Annotated in this window: 24 protein-coding genes and 1 tRNA gene; 14 read left to right on the top strand and 11 right to left on the bottom strand. The window is 58.5% G+C overall.

Going from position 1 to position 17450, the window contains the following annotated elements; translation table 11 throughout:
- The first annotated feature begins 22 nt into the window (after window positions 1-22).
- On the top strand, window positions 23-475 hold the full coding sequence (locus tag P0O24_RS03310) for a DUF2124 domain-containing protein (protein ID WP_316968342.1): 453 nt from the start codon (window positions 23-25) through the stop codon (window positions 473-475).
- 104 nt (window positions 476-579) lie between these two features.
- Here the strand turns inward: P0O24_RS03310 and P0O24_RS03305 are convergent.
- Window positions 580-657, bottom strand: a tRNA-Ile gene (locus P0O24_RS03305).
- Between the two features lie 202 nt (window positions 658-859).
- Here P0O24_RS03305 and P0O24_RS03300 point away from each other — a divergent pair.
- On the top strand, window positions 860-1237 hold the full coding sequence (locus P0O24_RS03300; protein WP_316968315.1) for a hypothetical protein: 378 nt from the start codon (window positions 860-862) through the stop codon (window positions 1235-1237).
- Window positions 1238-1328: 91 nt separating this feature from the next.
- Here P0O24_RS03300 and P0O24_RS03295 read toward each other — a convergent pair whose 3' ends face one another.
- The 5 genes from P0O24_RS03295 to dph5 form a co-directional block, all read right to left on the bottom strand.
- Entirely contained in the window at window positions 1329-2096 is a 768-nt protein-coding gene (locus P0O24_RS03295) for a 7-carboxy-7-deazaguanine synthase QueE (protein ID WP_316968314.1), read from the bottom strand.
- On the bottom strand, window positions 2074-2766 hold the full coding sequence (gene queC / locus P0O24_RS03290; protein ID WP_316968313.1) for a 7-cyano-7-deazaguanine synthase QueC: 693 nt from the start codon (window positions 2764-2766) through the stop codon (window positions 2074-2076). Before queC ends, P0O24_RS03295 begins: the two co-directional genes overlap by 23 nt.
- Complete coding sequence (gene queD, locus P0O24_RS03285; protein WP_316968312.1) at window positions 2748-3098, bottom strand: 6-carboxytetrahydropterin synthase QueD; 351 nt, start codon at window positions 3096-3098, stop codon at window positions 2748-2750. The genes queC and queD overlap by 19 nt, the downstream gene beginning before the upstream one ends.
- Window positions 3095-3277: a ribbon-helix-helix domain-containing protein gene (locus P0O24_RS03280; protein ID WP_316968311.1), complete on the bottom strand. Its 183-nt coding sequence runs from the start codon at window positions 3275-3277 to the stop codon at window positions 3095-3097. The genes queD and P0O24_RS03280 overlap by 4 nt, the downstream gene beginning before the upstream one ends.
- 66 nt (window positions 3278-3343) lie before the next feature.
- The gene (gene dph5, locus P0O24_RS03275) at window positions 3344-4144 is read right to left on the bottom strand and encodes a diphthine synthase (RefSeq protein WP_316968310.1); all 801 of its coding nucleotides are present in this window, start codon (window positions 4142-4144) and stop codon (window positions 3344-3346) included.
- 95 nt (window positions 4145-4239) lie between these two features.
- Here dph5 and mcrC point away from each other — a divergent pair, with 95 nt between their 5' ends.
- From mcrC to P0O24_RS03235, 8 genes are all read left to right on the top strand, one after another.
- Window positions 4240-4971 (top strand): methyl-coenzyme M reductase I operon protein C, encoded by a 732-nt coding sequence (gene mcrC / locus P0O24_RS03270; RefSeq protein ID WP_316968309.1) that lies wholly within the window; start codon window positions 4240-4242, stop codon window positions 4969-4971.
- Window positions 4972-5080: 109 nt separating this feature from the next.
- Window positions 5081-6289: a cofactor-independent phosphoglycerate mutase gene (locus P0O24_RS03265; RefSeq protein ID WP_316968308.1), complete on the top strand. Its 1209-nt coding sequence runs from the start codon at window positions 5081-5083 to the stop codon at window positions 6287-6289.
- Complete coding sequence (locus tag P0O24_RS03260) at window positions 6290-7459, top strand: hypothetical protein (protein WP_316968307.1); 1170 nt, start codon at window positions 6290-6292, stop codon at window positions 7457-7459.
- A gap of 271 nt (window positions 7460-7730) precedes the next feature.
- Window positions 7731-7922: a hypothetical protein gene (locus P0O24_RS03255; protein WP_316968306.1), complete on the top strand. Its 192-nt coding sequence runs from the start codon at window positions 7731-7733 to the stop codon at window positions 7920-7922.
- Window positions 7919-8212, top strand: coding sequence for a type II toxin-antitoxin system RelE family toxin (locus P0O24_RS03250; RefSeq protein WP_316968305.1), 294 nt, complete (start codon window positions 7919-7921; stop codon window positions 8210-8212). Before P0O24_RS03255 ends, P0O24_RS03250 begins: the two co-directional genes overlap by 4 nt.
- A gap of 216 nt (window positions 8213-8428) precedes the next feature.
- Complete coding sequence (locus tag P0O24_RS03245; protein WP_316968304.1) at window positions 8429-8680, top strand: UPF0175 family protein; 252 nt, start codon at window positions 8429-8431, stop codon at window positions 8678-8680.
- On the top strand, window positions 8673-9176 hold the full coding sequence (locus P0O24_RS03240; RefSeq protein ID WP_316968303.1) for a DUF3368 domain-containing protein: 504 nt from the start codon (window positions 8673-8675) through the stop codon (window positions 9174-9176). Before P0O24_RS03245 ends, P0O24_RS03240 begins: the two co-directional genes overlap by 8 nt.
- Window positions 9177-9413: 237 nt before the next feature.
- Complete coding sequence (locus tag P0O24_RS03235) at window positions 9414-9548, top strand: hypothetical protein (RefSeq protein ID WP_316968302.1); 135 nt, start codon at window positions 9414-9416, stop codon at window positions 9546-9548.
- Window positions 9549-9749: 201 nt separating this feature from the next.
- On the opposite strand, the gene P0O24_RS03230 is transcribed toward P0O24_RS03235, so the two are convergent.
- The 3 genes from P0O24_RS03230 to P0O24_RS03220 are packed head-to-tail and all read right to left on the bottom strand — an operon-like array spanning window position 9750 to window position 13123.
- The gene (locus P0O24_RS03230) at window positions 9750-10748 is read right to left on the bottom strand and encodes a THUMP domain-containing protein (protein WP_316968301.1); all 999 of its coding nucleotides are present in this window, start codon (window positions 10746-10748) and stop codon (window positions 9750-9752) included.
- Window position 10749: 1 nt separating this feature from the next.
- Window positions 10750-11847, bottom strand: a complete 1098-nt coding sequence (locus P0O24_RS03225) for a phosphotransferase family protein (protein ID WP_316968300.1) — start codon at window positions 11845-11847, stop codon at window positions 10750-10752.
- A 19-nt stretch (window positions 11848-11866) separates the two neighbouring features.
- On the bottom strand, window positions 11867-13123 hold the full coding sequence (locus P0O24_RS03220; RefSeq protein WP_316968299.1) for an adenosylhomocysteinase: 1257 nt from the start codon (window positions 13121-13123) through the stop codon (window positions 11867-11869).
- A 129-nt stretch (window positions 13124-13252) separates the two neighbouring features.
- On the opposite strand from P0O24_RS03220, the gene P0O24_RS03215 reads away from it, so the two are divergent.
- Window positions 13253-14014 (top strand): MBL fold metallo-hydrolase, encoded by a 762-nt coding sequence (locus P0O24_RS03215; protein WP_316968298.1) that lies wholly within the window; start codon window positions 13253-13255, stop codon window positions 14012-14014.
- A 24-nt stretch (window positions 14015-14038) separates the two neighbouring features.
- Here P0O24_RS03215 and P0O24_RS03210 read toward each other — a convergent pair whose 3' ends face one another.
- Both P0O24_RS03210 and P0O24_RS03205 read right to left on the bottom strand, forming a co-directional pair.
- Window positions 14039-14617, bottom strand: a complete 579-nt coding sequence (locus tag P0O24_RS03210; protein WP_316968297.1) for an FmdE family protein — start codon at window positions 14615-14617, stop codon at window positions 14039-14041.
- A gap of 54 nt (window positions 14618-14671) precedes the next feature.
- Window positions 14672-15802 carry an RNA-guided endonuclease InsQ/TnpB family protein gene (locus tag P0O24_RS03205; RefSeq protein WP_316968296.1) on the bottom strand — a complete coding sequence of 377 codons (1131 nt, stop codon included), beginning with the start codon at window positions 15800-15802 and terminating at the stop codon, window positions 14672-14674.
- A 408-nt stretch (window positions 15803-16210) separates the two neighbouring features.
- Between P0O24_RS03205 and P0O24_RS03200 the strand changes: the two genes are divergently transcribed.
- From P0O24_RS03200 to P0O24_RS03190, 3 genes are all read left to right on the top strand, one after another.
- Window positions 16211-16537: a DUF3467 domain-containing protein gene (locus tag P0O24_RS03200; protein WP_316968295.1), complete on the top strand. Its 327-nt coding sequence runs from the start codon at window positions 16211-16213 to the stop codon at window positions 16535-16537.
- Between the two features lie 9 nt (window positions 16538-16546).
- Entirely contained in the window at window positions 16547-17077 is a 531-nt protein-coding gene (locus P0O24_RS03195) for a tetratricopeptide repeat protein (protein ID WP_316968294.1), read from the top strand.
- A gap of 84 nt (window positions 17078-17161) precedes the next feature.
- Window positions 17162-17395 (top strand): Lrp/AsnC ligand binding domain-containing protein, encoded by a 234-nt coding sequence (locus P0O24_RS03190; RefSeq protein WP_316968293.1) that lies wholly within the window; start codon window positions 17162-17164, stop codon window positions 17393-17395.
- The last annotated feature ends 55 nt before the right edge of the window (window positions 17396-17450 follow it).

Genomic DNA, 17450 nt, shown 5'->3' with positions numbered 1-17450 from the left:
TCGGAGGGATTTTGTGAAGAAGATGACAGAAGTTGTGGGACTTGGAGGAATGCTGAACGGATTTAGGGATCTGGTTAAGGACGACGAGAGCATCACCTTTGTCGGTACTCCCGGTTTTTGCACCCCTTTCGCAGCGTTCCTCGCCTTCCCCATCAGGGAGAAGAGGCTCGCCTTTGTGCCGGGCCTCGAGGCGGATAAGACGAGGAAGCTCGTGGCAACAGAGTACGGGATGGAGCTGGGAGAAGCCACCAGTCCCGACGCCGACGTGGTGGTGATCCTGGGAGGGATGGCGATGCCCAAGATCGGTGTGACGATCGAGGAGATGGCCGCCCTCCTCGGAAAGATCGAGCACCAGAAGCTCATTGGGGTCTGTTTCATGGGGATCCTCGAACATGCGGGCTGGTGCGGGACCCCGGCCTTCGGCTTCGACTACGTCATGAACACAACCCTCATGGGTGATATATCCAGCCCGTAATGAATGACCCCCCTTAATATGAGGGATCCTCATTATGAGGGATCCTCGGGGGGGCTGAGATGAATAGTCCTCGAAATGAGGTAAATAAAGGAAAAATTGGTTTCTGGTGGGCCCGACGCGATTCGAACGCGTGACCTCACGGTTATCAGCCGTGCGCTCCAACCATGCTAAGCTACGGGCCCGGCAGCTTTTCTGATTGAGCCACCCCTTAATAACAGTTTCCCTAGAAGGGGATTGGAAAGAAGGAGATATCGGCTCGCCGCATACGCATCTTTCTGCATCCCGCCTTCAGGTCCGACCCGACCACGAGGGACTGAAGGGTAGGCACCGGCCTTTCGACAGACTTAAATCTTCAAGGGATGAGGACCAGGAGGTGATATTGGGATGGCCGAAGCTGAAATTGATGATAGAGAAGATCTGACCGGGCTCTACGACCTGGCGATACCCATCGGGATGCCCTTGAGCGTAATCCAGGATCTGGTGGACAAGTTCGAGCTGGATCCCGTCAGGCGGAACGCCAAGGTCGGCATTTTGGACGGCGAGACCGAAGAGAGGGAGATCCTCGTCCTCCGCGGTGATCTCGATACCGTCAAGGCGGCGGAGAAGTACATGTTCGAGGCCCTCGACCGGAGAATTTCGAGGTGGGAGAAGAACGACCGATCCGATCGCTACAGGGAGATGTACGATAAGAACGCCGAGAAGCGGATGCATATGGTGAAGGAAAGGATCGAAGAAAGGAAGGACGAAGAGATATCCTTCTGATCGAGGAGATGAGGAGGGCGGAGGAGAAGGAGATCCTCCATCATTGTGGGCCCTCATCATCCGCAAAGTCGTCTTCTCCGGCCCGGAGATCTCAGAGAACCCCCATCATCTTGTGGGCCTGGGGTATGACCAAAACATCTCCTCGATGCTCCGATGCAGCCTGGTGGATGAGCATCAGCTTCTCTGGGGACGGCCTTCCTATCCCCGAAGCTGGCTGGAGTACAAACGTCGCCTCCACCCCCTCAAGGCGGGGGCATAGCCGGTCGATCTCTTCGATGGGCGTCGATTCGAGGATCACGACCTTGGCGATGGTGACCGCCCCCGCCCTGGAAGCGGCCTTGATGCAGCCAAGCTCGTTCTCGACCAGACGGAGCCAGTCTGCAGGAGGGCAGGCCCTGTGGCTTGGAAGCTTAACGTCGACGGCCGCAAAGTCGATCCGGTCGACGACCCTCAAGAAGCGTCTCTCTGAAAAGCCGTTCGTCTCGAAATATACGGGGAGGCCCTCGGCGGCGCAGCATCTCGCCAGGGCCGCTGCGAACTCCGGCTGGCAGAGGGGCTCGCCCCCTGTTATCGATACGCTGTGAGTTCCGGAAGCCCAGAGGCCGAGGATCTCCTCATTCGCCCAGCTCGAGGTGACGGGATTATTCCTCCGCAGGAGAAGGCCCGATCCAGGATCGCGTTCCACCTCGCAAAATTTGACCTCGCGCCGGGACTTCGCCGAATCACAGTAGGAGCAGGAGAGGTTGCAGCCAGCTGTCCTGACGAAGACCTGCCTCCTTCCGACGAGGGGGCCCTCTCCCTGAAACGAGGAGAAGATCTCGGCGAGGACGCCGACCTCATCGGTATACAGTGGGATCATCGACCCCGGCCTCCATAAATCCACGCCTCCGATGCTGACAGGATTCGCACTCTCCGCAGTGGACCGTCCCCTCCCGGTAGCAGGACCATGTCAGGGCCATGGGCGCCCCCAGCTCCGCCCCCATCCTGACGATGCCGGGCTTATAGAGGTGGAGGAGGGGGGCCTCGATCTTCGGGGGCCGGCTGAAGGAGGCTACAGACTTCTCCAGGAGGAGGTTGAACCGGTCGACGAACTTCGGCCTGTTGTCCGGATAGGACTCCCCCTCTTCTGCGTTGAATCCGACGTAGATCCCCTCGGCTCCGATCTCCTCGGCGTAGGCCGCCGCCATCGACCCGAAGACGAGGTTTCTGCAGTAGACCCAGGTGGAAGGCGTCGGCTTCGGGCCTCTGATATCCACTTCGTCCCCGGTGGGGATGGGTGAGCCGGCGGTCGTCAGAGGTGCATGGTTATAGAAGAGGTCAGTCCTCGCGAACCTGACCTCGGATGCGCCGAGGGCCTTCGCGATCTCCTGGACAGCCCTTTCTTCCCTCCCCTCAGCCTTCTGGCCGTAGAGGATGTGGATGATGGAGATCTCGAAGCCCTCATCCAACGCCTTGGCCGCCGCCACGGTGGAGTCGAGCCCTCCAGAACAGAGGCAGACCGCCTTCGGCCTCATTCGGTCATCACCCATTTGTTCCTCCCCTCCCAGAGCTTCACCGAGACGAGTCTGGCGTGGGATTCGAGGAGGCGGCTCTCCAGGCCGGCCTTGATGTATTCTGCGATCCTCTCGGCGGTGGGGTTGTCGAGGATACCGTTCAGATCCCGGTGGTCCAGCTCATCCAGGACCGATTTTAAGATGCGCTTCAGATCGTAGAAGTCCAGGAGAAATCCCGTCTCTTCGTCCACCGGCCCTTCAAGGATCACCTCAACGTCGTAGGTGTGGCCGTGGATTTGCGCACACTTGCCGTCGTAGCCGGGGAGGCGGTGGGCGGCGTCGAACTCCAGGGATAGACCCATCTTCATCCTCCATCGCCCTCCCTCAGCCTCCCCTGGCGGCGGTCTATCTCGTCGAGCTGGTCGAGCATCTTCCTCAGGGCAGTCCTGACGGCGTCGGAGAAGTTGACGAACTTTCCGTCGTCGCCTACGTGGCAGTTGACGTCGTCTATGATGTGTTGCGGAATCTCCACCGATATCTTGGGCAATGTAATCCTCCAGTAATCTTCAGGTATTATTGCAAGAATATCAGAGGATTATTAAAGCTTTCCCGGTCAGGGCTCTGCACCATCCAGGATCTCCGGCGGAGCTCCTGCCAGGGCCACCAGCCCCTCGGCCTCCATGAAGTGAAGCCTTCCGGGGACGACGAGGATGTGAAGGGGCCCCCCGAAGTCGCGGTCTGCGAGCCTTGGGAGCCAGTCGGCGATGACGACGGCATCGTCGGATCCCGCACGAGCGACGCCGACGCCTAAGGATGCGTTGAGCTGGCTCTCCCCGGCGATCTCCTCCATCTCCAGGAGGAGGGCCGCCCCCTCTCCCGCGGTCATGTATCTATCCGGCTGGATGTCCAGGAAGAGGAGGGTGTGAAGGTCCCGGTGGAGGTTCTCGACGACGACGTCATAGGGGCTCGTGGCGACGATCCTCTTGCTCCCCGCAACGTAGGGGTACGGTATCGATGTGGACCTTCCGAACCGGTAGTTCTGAAGGCCGGTGAGGCCGGAGACGGCGGTGACGATGGAGGAGGAGTGGATGATCCGGGTCACGATCCCCATCCTGAGGGCCCGGAGCCGGAGGTCCAGATGGGTCGTCGAGATCATGGGGTCTCCTCCCACCAGGAAGGCGACATTCTTCTCCCGGGCTTCGCCGATCCACCCTTCTGGGTCCACCTCCACCTCCTCCCGGCTCAGGATCCGGACCTCTTTTCCGTAGAATTCTGCTAGCCTCTCCGGGGTGGCGCCGGCGAGGTGAGAGGTGTAGAACTCCGCATATACCAGATCCGCGTCCCTGATGGCCTCCAGCCCCTTCACCGATACGTCCATCTCGTCGTAGAGCCCCAGTCCGACAAAAGAGAGCATATTCGCCCATATCCGCCATGCGGCTTAAAGAAAGCGGCCGGACGGAAAAAAAGGGCAGGCAAAGGCTATATGGATTAGACTCCGAATGAATTCTCATGATCGGCAGGACGACCCAGGTTGTGGATTGCCGAGAGAGCATGGGGCTTGCCAAGGGCGGCGGCCTCGCCCAGCGCGGAACCCTCTCCGAGGCCTCCAGACCAGACGTGATCGCCATCGCCATGTCCCCGGGGCGGAGGCACATAACCAAGCCCGTCTGCGAGATCACCTACGGCCTCCGACGGGAGGGAATCCAGACGAGCGTCCTCGTCCTGGAGGCGGGAGCGGGGGTCCCCGACAGCTTCCCTTCGGCCTCCAAGGGCTTCGGCCCCACCTTTGGCCTCACCCCCAAGGAGATCGAGCAGATCGAGAGGCATAAGATCGCAGTCATCCACCTCGGCAACATCAGGTCTCACGTCGTCTACAAGGCGAAGGACGTTCTGGCCCTGGCGGAGGTCCCGGCAGTGATCGTATGCCAGAGCCCTGTAGACTTCGAGGACTTCGCGAAGGTGGGGGTGAAGACGAGGCTGGTGAAGCCCCCAAGGAACAAGGTCGAGACCCTGGGGACGGTCGTCGACATCGTCTACGGGGTGACCAGAGGCGCCACGTGCCAGAGGACGAAGCTGAACCAGCTGGCAAAAGTCTTAAACCACCACCTGGCCCGGATGGAGAGGGAGGAGAAGAGGAGGCGGGAAGAAGAGGAGATGCCCGAGGCCGAGAGGAAGGCGAGGGCCAAGAAGAAGGCAGAAGAGGCGAAGGCGGAAGGCGGGATGAGCACCTCTTTCTTTTAGAAGAGGTCTGATAAGGAGACGGACGGAAACGCGGACGATGCGGCTTTGAAGGTCATGACGATCTGATCGGAGACGATCGCGGGCCAAAATCCTGGAGATGGAGACGAAGATGAAGCTGGTGATACTTCTGGGAGACGGGATGGCGGACCATCCCATCGATGTGCTCGACGGAAAGACCCCCCTCGCGGCGGCAGAGACCCCCAACATGGACAGGATAGCCCGAGATGGGAAGGGCGGCCTCGCCGCTAACGTCCCGCCGGGGATGCCGCCGGGAAGCGACATCGCGAACCTCTCGGTGATGGGCTACGACCCAAAGAGGTACTACAGCGGCCGCGCCCCCCTGGAGGCGGCGGCGATGGGCGTTCCTCTCGGCCCAGAAGACGTCGCCTTCCGGTGTAACCTCGTCACCGTCGACCGAGATCGAAGGATCATGGTCGACTACAGCGCCGGGCACATCACCTCCGAGGAGGGGCGGGAGCTGATCGAGGCCCTCAAGAAGGCCCGACCCGCCACCAGGCTCCACCCCGGCGTAAGCTATCGAAACCTCCTCGTCCAGGGCGGCGACGAAGGGCTAAAGGCGATCTGCACCCCTCCCCACGACATCACAGGCCAGCCGATCGACGGCCACCTCCCGAGAGGAGAGGGCTCCGCCGCTCTTCGGGATATGATGGAGTCATCGGTCCCCGTCCTCGAAAAGCATCCCGTCAACCTCCAGCGCGCAAAAGAGGGCAAGAGCCCCGCGAACATGATCTGGCTCTGGGGGCAGGGGAAGGCGCCGTCGATGCCGAAGTTCCGCGATATATGGGGGATGGAAGGGGCGGTCATCTCCGCCGTCGACCTCCTGAAGGGGATGGGGGTCTATGCAGGCCTCGAGGTGATAGACGTGCCCGGCGCGACCGGCGTCCTCGACACCGACTACGAGGGGAAGGTGGCGGCCTGCCTCAACGCCCTCGAACGGGTCGACTTCGTCTTCCTCCACGTCGAGGCCCCCGACGAGATGAGCCACGACGGCCTTCTCGACGGTAAGATCGAGGCGATCCGCCGCTTCGACGAGCGGGTCGTCGGCCCGGTCCTGGCGGGGCTGGAGAGGTCCGATCATGAGTGGCGGGTCGCCGTCCTCCCCGACCACCCGACCCCCCTCTCCATCAGGACCCACACCGACGAGCCCGTCCCCTTCGCTATGATCGGCTCGGGAATCGAGCCCGACGATATGAAGGCCTTCAGCGAGGAGGAGGGGGCCCGGGGCGGGTGCGGGACGGTCGAGGGGTGGCGGCTGATGGGTATGATGGTGGAGCGGGATGAAGGATGGCCAAATTAGATGTGTAGCGAAATAGCACATATTTATTATTTAATTTTAAATCCAACCATACTCGATTCAATTAATCTAAATGATTTGGGTAAGATTATGTTGCCAGTTACTGGCACATTGCTTGGACTTGTATATGCGGCTCTAATATATTGGCTGCAGAAAGGATTTTCAAGGCTAGAACATACACGTACCCTTTTAGAAGATTTGTTGGTGGCAAATGGCAAAATTCTCTTGGATTTATTAGTAGGCGCTAGCGTTGTTAGCCTTTTCGCGATAATCGGATCGATCAAGTTGATAAGCGTGGCTTTTTGGATTTTCGCTATTGTATTTTTGGTAGATCTTCTAAGAGCTACTGCTGAACAAGGTTACATTGCGACTATTTTCTCCGCCAAATATATTCCAAAAAATTATGGTGCGTTTAGGCAGAGCCTAAGAAAAATAAGAAATGCTGGATTTGAAGGATGGGTTAGGGTATCGATGTTATTCCTCGTTATTATCTGTTATCCGATATTGCTTAGCTTCGGATCTAATACACGATTTTGGATATTAACTGAGAATAGCGCGATTGTATTTATTTGTACATCATCCGTAGTAGCCTTATTACAAATTAAATCGCTTCTCACACTGGCATTTGATGTTCGAAAACAAATTGAGAGCAAATTGATGAGCGAAAATGAAGATAGAGCAACGAAAATTGAAGAGAAAACTGTAATTTGGAGCGAACAAAAACTGAAAATGGAAACTATGATAATCATTGAAAGACTAGAAAGCATTGGTGTTGTTTCGTTGGACCGATCTGAAGATCTATTATTAAAAAGTTCTTGGACATCTAGGGATTTAAACGATAAACCAGTATTAAAAAGCGCACCTTGGGTTAAAGAATCCGGAAGTTGCCATTTTAATATTATTATTCCATATATAGATTCTGATGCTCTGACAAGAGCTTTTATTTACAGGTGGTCACGAAGCATACTTGTAACGTTATCTAATTCGAAAACGGAAGTCCGGCATTATAGTCTTTCATTTTTCCGAAAAGAAAATGGAAAAGATAACTATTTTGGTATGATTCGAGCAAGCAGAGAAGACGTAACTAAGACATCATCACAGAATTTATCAGATGAAGAATTTATTAAAAATTTGCCTGGGAGATATCTATCTCCTGCCGTAGCAGAGTTTTAAAATATAAATATATAATAGTATTAATTCATATGAAGAGCTGGCTCAAGATGTCCACATCGAAAGCCAGCTGCCTCTGTGCTTGAGCGACAAAAAACTACGCGTACCCCGTGCAGAAGGCTCCGCCCTCGCGGACTTCCCCCGATTTGGAGAATAACGCCCACATATGAACCCCCCCTCTCCTTTTACGAAACGCAATACCCCGAATGGAGCCCGCCTGGCCGCGCCCCTCGACCCGCAACCTATAAGCCCTTACAGCCCTTACAGCATTTACATGGGCGAAGCGGCCGATAAGAGGATTCCGGTGACCCGGGAGGTCTGGGAGGATTTATCAGACCTCAAGAGGCCGGGAGAGACCTTCGCGGGCCTCCTCGCAGAGATGATCGAGCACGAGAAGGAGCGGCGGCTCTTCCTCGATATGGAGAGGATCGAGAGGGAGGGAAGCTTCGTGGAGCTTCGGCTTTGACCTACCAGCTGCTGATCGAGGAGAAGGCCCTGGAGTTTCTCCGATCCCTCCCGGAGAAGAGCAGGCGGCTTGTGGCTGATCGATGTCTTTCTCTCGCCTACGATCCCTTCCCTGGAGGCGAAAGGGGCGACCGGGAGGCGCTCCATCTCTCTGGCCATAAGAAGCTCTATCGCCTCCATGTTGGAAGGTCCTATACCGTCTTCTATCGGATATCTGATGATGAGAAGGTCGTTACGATCCTCGCCATCACCACCATTGAGAAGGCGCACAAGATGTACGGGCGGCTCTGAACCCTCCATCTCCATCTTCTCCGGATAGGATCTGTTTCAGAATTACCGTACCTGTTAACGTTCTGAAATTGGCCGGATGGAGCCAGCTCCTGGTTTCCGCGCCGCCCGGCACCCGCCCCGCGATACCGCCCGTGCGGGCTTCGCCTGGCCAAGTCCGATAGAATCATCGTATGAAAAATAAGTTATGCCATGAAAATAATCGTATTTGGGTGAAATATGGCCGCTCGAAGAATTACAATCGACGTGCCCGAAAAGGTGCTCTTGTCCGAAAAGACCGACGAGAAGGCTTTCGGTCGTGAGCTTCGGATCTTGGCCGCAGTCAAGCTCTATGAGCTTGGTCGGCTCTCCTCGGGACGAGCTGCGGAGCTCGCCGGTATGCCGCGAGTCGAGTTTCTGCTGACCCTTGAACGCTACAAGGTATTCCCTCTCGAAGCCGAGCTCCGCGACCTGGAGAATGCTAATGCCTGAGGTCATCAGCAACACCTCCCCTCTGCTCTACCTCTACCGCATAGGCGCTTTGGCTTGGTTACCAAAGCTCTTCAACGAGGTATGGATCCCAAAGGCGGTAGCGATAGAGCTGGCTGAAGGTCGGCGCAGAGGCTATGACGTTCCAAGTCCGCGTGATTACTCCTGGATCCAGATCGTCGACCCAAAATCCCCGCCTTCCGAATGGCTCGCGCTGGAACTGGGCCCTGGAGAAGTTGCAGCCATATCCCTGGCCCTAGAGAATCCTAACAGAATCGTCTTGTTGGACGACGCTTTAGCGAGGCGGATTGCCCAGGCAGCCGGGTTGAACGTCTGGGGAACGCTCAGATTCTTGCTGGAGGCGAAATCTGAGGGTCTGACAGAAAGCATCGAACCTCTTGTAGATCATTTGGGAGATACTGGCATGTGGCTCTCAGAGAGCGTTAGGAATAGGATTTTGGCTTTGGCTGGTGAAAACACAGGCCACAAAAGTCGCTAGTTGATATCGCCTGCAAACAACAACTCGGATGCCACGGAATACCGAGCGTCCTTATTTTTCTAGCCTGGACTGCCCCGCGCCGCCCGGCACCCGCCCCGCGATCCCGCCCGGCGCCTCCACCATGCTGTGCGACGCTCCGCGCCCTCCGGGCGGGATGGCGCCCTCCACGCGGTGTCCCATCGACCGACAGAGAATAAACTTAAATAAAAATGGGGCTCAGAGTAGAGGATGAGGAGAATGAAGACGGAAATTGAAGAGCAGAAGAAGGGTCAGAGTTGCAAAACGGACCTCTTGCCCCCGGAGATACGTGACGAATACCGGGAGGTCACCAGGAGCCATCAGAAGCTCTTGGAGCGGCTGGCCGATAGATAGATCCGCAAGAGGCGATGCACCGTTGGAGGCTCACAGTCTCCGACTTATCCTCATCAATCACCCAGTTCCATTACTTCTCAAGAGATTTCGAATTACTACATCGATCCACGCCCGATATTCCGGGCTGAAGGAGCTCCTAGATGGAGGATGGAGCCAGCCCGGTAGTTTTCGCGCCGCCCGCCAGCCCTCCGCCCTTATTACTCACCTGCAGACATAGATCTGCCTCGTCAGGCTCCTGTGGACCCGCTCCCGATGGACCTCCAGGACCACAAACCCCACCTCCTCGATCAATTCGCCGACGGGCCGGTCGTCGACGAACACCATCCTCCTGCCGGGGATCAGGACCCGCCGCAGCTCGGCGAGGCTTCCGGCCAGGAGCTCGTCTCGCGACCCCGCCTGGATGAGGGCAGACCTCCCGTAGGGGGCGTCGGAGACGGCCGCCTCGACGGATCTGTCCTTGAGGGGGAGGGTCATGGCGTCCCCGACGATGAGGGTGCAGTCGAGCCCCGCCAGGTTTGATTGTGCGCCCCGGACGATCCTCCCCTGGACGTCGAGGCCGACGCCCCGGACCCCCATGAGCCCCGCCTCCACCAGGAACCCGCCGGTCCCGGCGAAGGGGTCGAAGAGCCGCTCGCCCTCTCTGGCGCAGGAGAGGTTGACGAGGGCTCTTGCGAGCTTCGGGAGCATCGTCCCTGGGTAAAAGAAGGGCTTGAGGTGGGGGCGCCGGGCCCGAAACCCGGCCCTGTCGGTCCGGGCGACCTCCCTGCCCAGGAGGACCCGGTCTTCGGTGACGATCGCCCGGATCTCGATCTGGGGGTCTGCCAGGTCGGCTTTGTATCCCCTTTTCCACAGAACAGAGCCCACCATCCTCTCCACCTCGTCGCTTCCGAGGGGAACCTCGCCGAGCCGCTTCGCCCTGACCCTGTAGGATCTATCGGGAAGGTCGAGCTCTGCGGCGGCCCTGGCGACGCCTTCTGCAGTCGGCTCGGCCTCGGCCGCGACTTCGATGATCCGGTGGACCATCGCCATCCTCACCCCGAGGCGGGAGAGGTCCAGGTCCCGGGCCTCGACGACGAGGCACCGGGCGGATTCGGAGACGATCCCATATCCGGCCGAGGTGACCTCCAGGAGGGAGAGCGCCTCGCTCTTGGGGATCGTCGGGTGCTCCCCCGAGAGCTCGAAGGCGTATCGGGCCGCCATCTCAGATCCGGGACGGTTCCAGGTATCTGTTGACCCGCTTGTAGTCGAACTCTTCGGCGTCGAGGACGTTCTCCAGGAAGTTGAAGAGGGCCCTTCTGACGTCCCCGGTGAGGAGGGGGTACCAGGTGGGGCTCGCGACGACTACCATCCGGAAGGCGAAGAAGGGGGCGATCACCGAAAGGAGCTCCTCGTCCCCCGTTTTGTCGAGGTAGTTCTCGAAGAATAGTTCGAATAGGGCCTGTAGGCCGCCTTCGAGCCTCAGGCTCTTCTGGACGGAGTAGAAGATGTAGTTGGTCGTCATCGCCGTGACGTCGTCGGCCGCCTCTCCCCACTCCCCCCGGGACCGATCCAGGACCGAATATTCCGTCCCCGACCGAAACATCACGTTCCAGGGGTGAAAGTCTCCATGGGTCTGGCAGAGCCTGTCGGTCTTATCCCGAAGACGCCACCTCCAGTCGATGCACTTCTTCTCGATAGCTGAAAGCTCCCCGGGCTCCAGGAAATCGGGGTCTGCCGGGTAGTCGTCGAGGATACCCATGATGCACTCGCCGTGGCCGATGGTCTCCCTTATCTTCCGACGGTAGAGGGCGGGAGAGTCCTTCTTTACGCCATGGATCTCGGCGAGGTATGTGGATAGGGCCTCGGCCCGTCTCATGTCCAGGTCCATCACCCCCTCCTCCTTCACCCGCTCCAGGTCGAAGAAGTACTCTCTCCCGTCGATCTTCTCCATCAGGATGAAGAACTCTCTTGCGTTGCCGCAGGATGTGAGCCTACCACCATCATCGAAGTATCCGACGTCCATCGACCTCGCGTGCTTCGGGAGGCCCCCGAAGGCGGAGTGCTGCCAGAGGAGTACCTGGGCCCGGTCGGAGAAGTGGTCGTGGCCGAACCCCTCCTGGACCCGCATCGTCGAGAGGACCGCAGACCTCGCCACTCCTCCTGCGGAGTACTCCAGGAGGACGGGGCTTCCGTAGCCGAACCCTTTGACGTCCTCTGTAGTGGGGATCGTCTCGCCCAGGGTTCTCATCCCCACCAGTTCGGCGTCCTCCCCCGCGAGTCTTTGGAGGTACGCTTCCACCGCACCTCTCTTCAGGTCCATATATCCTCCACCTCCTCCCTCAGGTCCCCATATCCCAGCTGTGGAGGTACTTCTCCTGCTCTGGAGTCAGGGACTCGATCTCGATCCCCATCGCCGCGAGCTTCAGGGCCGCCACCCTCTTATCTATCTGTGGGGGGACGGGGTAGACCTTCCGGTCGAGATCCGGGCCGTTCTCTGCTATGTAACGGACGCAGAGCGCCTGGTTTGCGAAGCTCATGTCCATCACCTCCGGCGGGTGGCCGTAGGCTGCGGCGAGGTTGATCAGTCGGCCTTCAGCCAGGAGATAGATCCTCCGGCCGTCGGACATTTTGTACTCGGCGACGTTCTCCTGGACCTCGGCCATCCCCGAAGCCATCTCCTCCAGGGCGGGGATGTCTATCTCAACGTTGAAGTGGCCGCTGTTGGCGACGATCGCCTGGTCCTTCATCAGCTCGACGTGCTCTCTTCTGATGACGGAGACGTTCCCGGTGACGGTGACGAATAGATCGCCCAGGGGCGCCGCCGCGGTCATCGACATCACCCGGAAGCCGTCCATCGCCGCCTCCAGGGCCTTTCTGGGCTCCACTTCGACGACGACGACGTTCGCTCCCATCCCCCTAGCTCTTGTGGCAAGGCCGCGGCCACACCAGCCGTAGCCTCCGATGACGACGGTCTTGCCGGCGAAGAGGAAGTTGGTGGCGTTCATGATCCCGTGAATGGTGCTCTGTCCTGTCCCGTACCGGTTGTCGAACATCATCTTCGTCTCGGCGTCGTTGACGGCTATCACCGGGTACATGAGCTTGCCGGCGTCGGCGAGGGCCCGCAGCCTTATCACCCCCGTCGTCGTCTCCTCGCATCCCCCGAGGATATCGGCGGCCAGGTCCGTCCTATCCCGGTGGATGGTGGCGATGGTGTCGGCGCCGTCGTCGAGGGTGACGTTGGGGCGTATGTCCAGGGCCTTGTTGATGCAGTCGTAGTACTCCTGGTCGTTCTCGCCGTGGAAGGCGTAGACGTACATACCATCCTCCGCCAGGGCGGCGGAGACGTCGTCCTGGGTGCTGAGGGGGTTGGAACCCGCAACGGCGATCTCGGCCCCTCCGGCCGTCAGGGTCGAGAGGAGATTTGCGGTCTCGACGGTGACGTGGAGGCAGGCGACGACCCTGACCCCCTCCAGGGGCCTTTCCATCTGGTACTCCTCCCGGATCTTCTGGAGGACAGGCATGTGCCTTCTAGCCCACTCAATCCTCTTTTTGCCCTTAACGGCCAGCTCCGGATCCTTGATGACGTTATCCTTCAAGTATCACACCTCGATCGATTCTGCAGTCGGATTATCGCTTCTGAGATCTGATTATTTGGATCTACTTAAAACCGATCGGTAAAGATCGGAGGAACCTCTATCTACCTTCGAGTATCAGAAGAGATCCCCATGGCGATTGTTGCGGAGATCGAGGCGACCCTTCTGGGGACGGGGGTGGGGATACCCCATTCGGGCCGGGCCCAGGCCGGTCTGGTGTTGAAGGCCGAGAAACCCCTTCTCTTCGACTGCGGTGCAGGCGTTCTGTTGAGGCTCGCAGAGGCGGAGGTCTCTCCCCTGGAGATCGGATCCGTCCTCCTCACCCACCTCCACCTCGACCACGTCTCAGACCTCCTCCCCCTCGCCAAGGCCCGGTGGCTCCTGGGGGAGAGGAGGATGGCGGTGTATGGTCCCGAGGGGACGGAAGGATGGTTTGAGCAGGTCCGGTCCCTCTACCCTTACCTCGAAGAGCTGGACGTCTCCGTCACCGCCGTGGCGCCCGGCGACGAGTTCGCCCTATCGGGCTTCAAAATCAGGGCGGGTGAGGCGGTCCACAGCCTTCCTGCGTTAGGATACCGGATCGAGTCGGGCGAGAGGGCGATCGTCTACTCCGGGGATACCGAGCCCGCGCCTTCGATGAGGGCGCTGGCGGAGGGCGCTGACCTTCTCATCCATGAGTGCTCCTTCCCCGAGCCTTACGTCGTCACCAACCACTCGACACCTAAGTGGTTGGGTGAGAACCTCAGGGACGCTGGCGTAAAGAGGATCGTCCTCACCCACCTCTACCCCCAGACGATAGGCCGCGAGGCGGAGATGGTCCGGGACGTCCGAGCGGCCCTTGGCGACGAGGCCAGAGTGGAGGTCGGGCGGGACCTCCAGAGGATCGAGATTTAGAATATAAAAAGAAAAGATGGAGACCTATACCACAAACTTCTGGTAGCACTCCTCGCAGACGATCTTTCCTTCGGCGGTCCTACCCCTCACCTCCATGAACGCCTCGCCGCACTCCTGGCAGTCTATGGAGGGGTGGATCCGGGCCTTCTCCGGCGCGGGGATATCGACCTCCCGGACCGCCAACAGCTCCTCGTCGGGGGCGGCCAGGATGTAGTCGGTAGCCTCCTCCCGCAGCTTCATGAACCTCTCCCTCTCTTCAGGGGACATATCCCCGGAGAGGAACCGCTTCATAGCGGCGGGGTCGATCCGGGGGAGGACGTCTCTGAAGTAGATCCGCAGGGCCTTCTCGTGGTCCCGAGAGTAGAAGGTGTATACGTGTTTTCCGTGGTCCTTGAAGATGAAGTTCCCCTTCCCGAAGGTGCAGCCCAGAAGCTGCTGGATTGCGTCGACGCTGCAGGAGCTGTTCTCGACGATCGCCACCAGCTCCTCGTCCTCGGCCCTGTCATAATGGTCTTTGACGTACTTGGCCACCCGGTAGCCTATGGCTATGCCGGGGCAGGAGTGACCGTGAAATTTCACCGCATCTTGGAAGTCTTCGTCCATCTCCTCACCTCAATCCGAATTAACAGGGCCGGGTTATGAGCTGATACTACGTGACTACTCCCCGCCCTGAAGGGCGGGGCTTCTAGCTTTTGGCAGAGACTGTAGCCCCAGTCTCAGAATGTTTATCGCCGCATTCTCGTCACGGTCCATGACCGGCCCGCATTGAGGACATCCATGGACCCGATCCGATAGCGACTTCGGCACTTTAAGGCCGCACCTGGAACATAGCTGACTTGTGTTCCGAGGATCTACTAGAACCACCATCGAACCGGCGCTCTCAGCCTTGTACGATGTGGTTATCACTAGCATCCTCCAGGCAGCGTCTGATATGCTCTTAGCCAGGCAGTGGTTCTTAAGCATGTTCGTGATACTCAGATCCTCGAAAGCAATCAGCCCGAACCTTTCGACCAGGTTGTGACTGACCTGATGAGCAAAATCGTATCTGCGGTTGGCTATCCGCTCATGGGTCCGCGAGACGACTTTGAGAGCTTTCCTCCTCTCAGGAGTTTCCTTCTCATATTTGGATAGTCGTCTTTGAGCTTTGGCCAACGCCTTCTCCTCAGATCGAAAGAACCGGGGGTTATCGATCTTCTCTCCGTTGGATAGCGTAGCGAAACTCTCCAGCCCCACATCGATGCCCGCCATCAACCCATCTTTCCAGGGAGGCTTCGGAGGATCGTCGATCTCCCCTGAGAAGCAGGCAAACCACTTTCCGGTCGAAGATCTCCGAACGGTTAACCTCTTGATCTTCCCTTCGATGGGTCGGTGGAGCTTGATCTTGACATCTCCGATCTTGGAGAGGTCGAGCTTCCCGAAAGACAGTTTGAATCCCAGCTGTGGATAGGTGAACGAATCGTACCATCCTTTCCCCTTGAACCTGGGATACCCCGGGGCTTCTCCTGCTTTGACCCTCCGGAAGAACGCTTTGAATGCCAGATCTACCCGTTCTTGGACGTTCTGGAGGGTCTGAGAGAATACCTCCTTCAGTTCGGGTTTGTTTTTCTTCCACTCTGGCAGCAAGTTGTGAGTCTCATACTTAGATGTGGATTTGCCTTCTTGTTCAAAAGAGTTTTTTCGATATGCCAAAGTCTCGTTATAGGTCCATCTACACAGCTCCAAGGTCTGTTCCATCTTAGACCGCTGTGCTTTTGTCGGATAGATCCTATATTTGAAGGCTTTAAGCATTACACTCACTTAAGCTGTTATGGTATTTAAAGATTCATAGCTTAAGGCGGGGTACGATTCATCCCCGGCCCGAAGACCGGGGTTTTCTCTACCCCTGCACCCCGCCTCTATAAAATGGCTTTCAGATGTCGGTCACCTCAATTATATAAGCCAAAAAATTGGTCTTAAAAAACGGGATTGTAGAAGGCTTTTGAGAGGCGCGGAGCAACAAAATCGCCGGTCTTTTATCCGACGCCCCTCTTACGGGGACTGCCGACCCATCTGGTCTTCTGCTCGCGCCTCAAACGTTAATTGTCATCTTAATCTATTTAGGTCTATCGCCAGGGGGGCTGGGAGGGTGATGTATGACGGATCGGTCCGAATTACAGGTCACCAGTTATTTTAAGCTTGAGGGGGGACCTACCCTCCATGGAGTTCGCTTTGGAGATCTCTAAGGGCGAGAAGTTCAGGCAGATCTACGCCGTGGGGGCGATGGGCGGGCACAGCCCCTACGACTTTCGGATCGCCTTCTACAACGACTCGCCGAAGGCCGTCGTCCAGGAAGGAAAGCAGCTCTCCGTCATGGAGCGGAAGGTCGAGACGGAGCTGATCCTCTCCCCCCTGGCCGCAAAGGAGCTCGCCGACTGGCTGAATAACCACATAAACGAGTACGAGCGGCAGTTCGGCGAGATCAAGAAGCCCGGCGGGAAGAAGGTGGAGGCTGGAGAGCCCGCCCCCATCCAGGGCTACATGTGAGGAGATACCATGAGGTCGAAAGAGAAGGTTCTCGTCCACAAGGGGATGGACCGGGTGAAGAGGGAGGAGTACCAGGAGGCGATCGAGTTATTCGACCAGGTCCTGGAGATGAACCCCGCGAACGCCGACGCCTGGAACAACAAGGGCGTCGCCCTCTTCCAGATGGGGCAGGCCGAGGGGGCCCTGACGTGTTACGACGAGGCGCTGAAGGCGGACCCGGAGAGCCTCGAGGCCCGGAGGAACCGGGCCTTCGTCCTCCGGGGGATGGGGCGGTTTGAGGAGGCGCTGGAGGTCTACGAGGAGATCGTCGCCGGAGAGCCGGAGGCCTGCGACTTCAGGAACCTCGCCTCCGTCCTGGTGGGGATGGGCCTTTTGGAGGAGGCGCTGGGAGCGCTGATGGAGGCTGCCCACCTGGAGCCGTCCATCGCCGTCGAGAGAGAGATCGAGGCGCTCCGGAGGGTGATGATGGAGATCGCCGTAAGGGCGCAGTTTGGCGGCTTGATCCCCGGCGAAGGGGACGGGAGCGGCCGGACCGACTGAGCCGACCGGACCGGCGAAGGCTGATATAGGGTGGGGTCGGATATATGAGAAGGGTATAAAGAAGCTGTAAAGGAGGGATCGAGGTTGAAAGGTTTCGTCATGATCAACGCAGAGCCGGGGTCTGAGAAGGCGGTCTACGACGCCCTCGCCCAGATCCGGGGGGTCCGGGAGGTCGTCCCCGTCTACGGGGAGACGGACTTCATCGCCATAGCCGACGTCGATGGCATAAACGACCTGAACATGATAGTCCTGCGGGTTCGGGAGATCCATGGCGTCACCTCCACCGAGACGATCCTGGGGATGGAGCTGAAGTTCTGATCTCACAATCTTCTCCCCTCCTGAGAGCCCTTCTATGGGAGGAGGGGCTGAGCCC

It is taken from the genome of Candidatus Methanocrinis alkalitolerans (assembly GCF_029167205.1).
Taxonomy (GTDB): Archaea; Halobacteriota; Methanosarcinia; order Methanotrichales; family Methanotrichaceae; genus Methanocrinis; species Methanocrinis alkalitolerans.
This window is presented reverse-complemented; position numbering and strand designations above follow the sequence as displayed.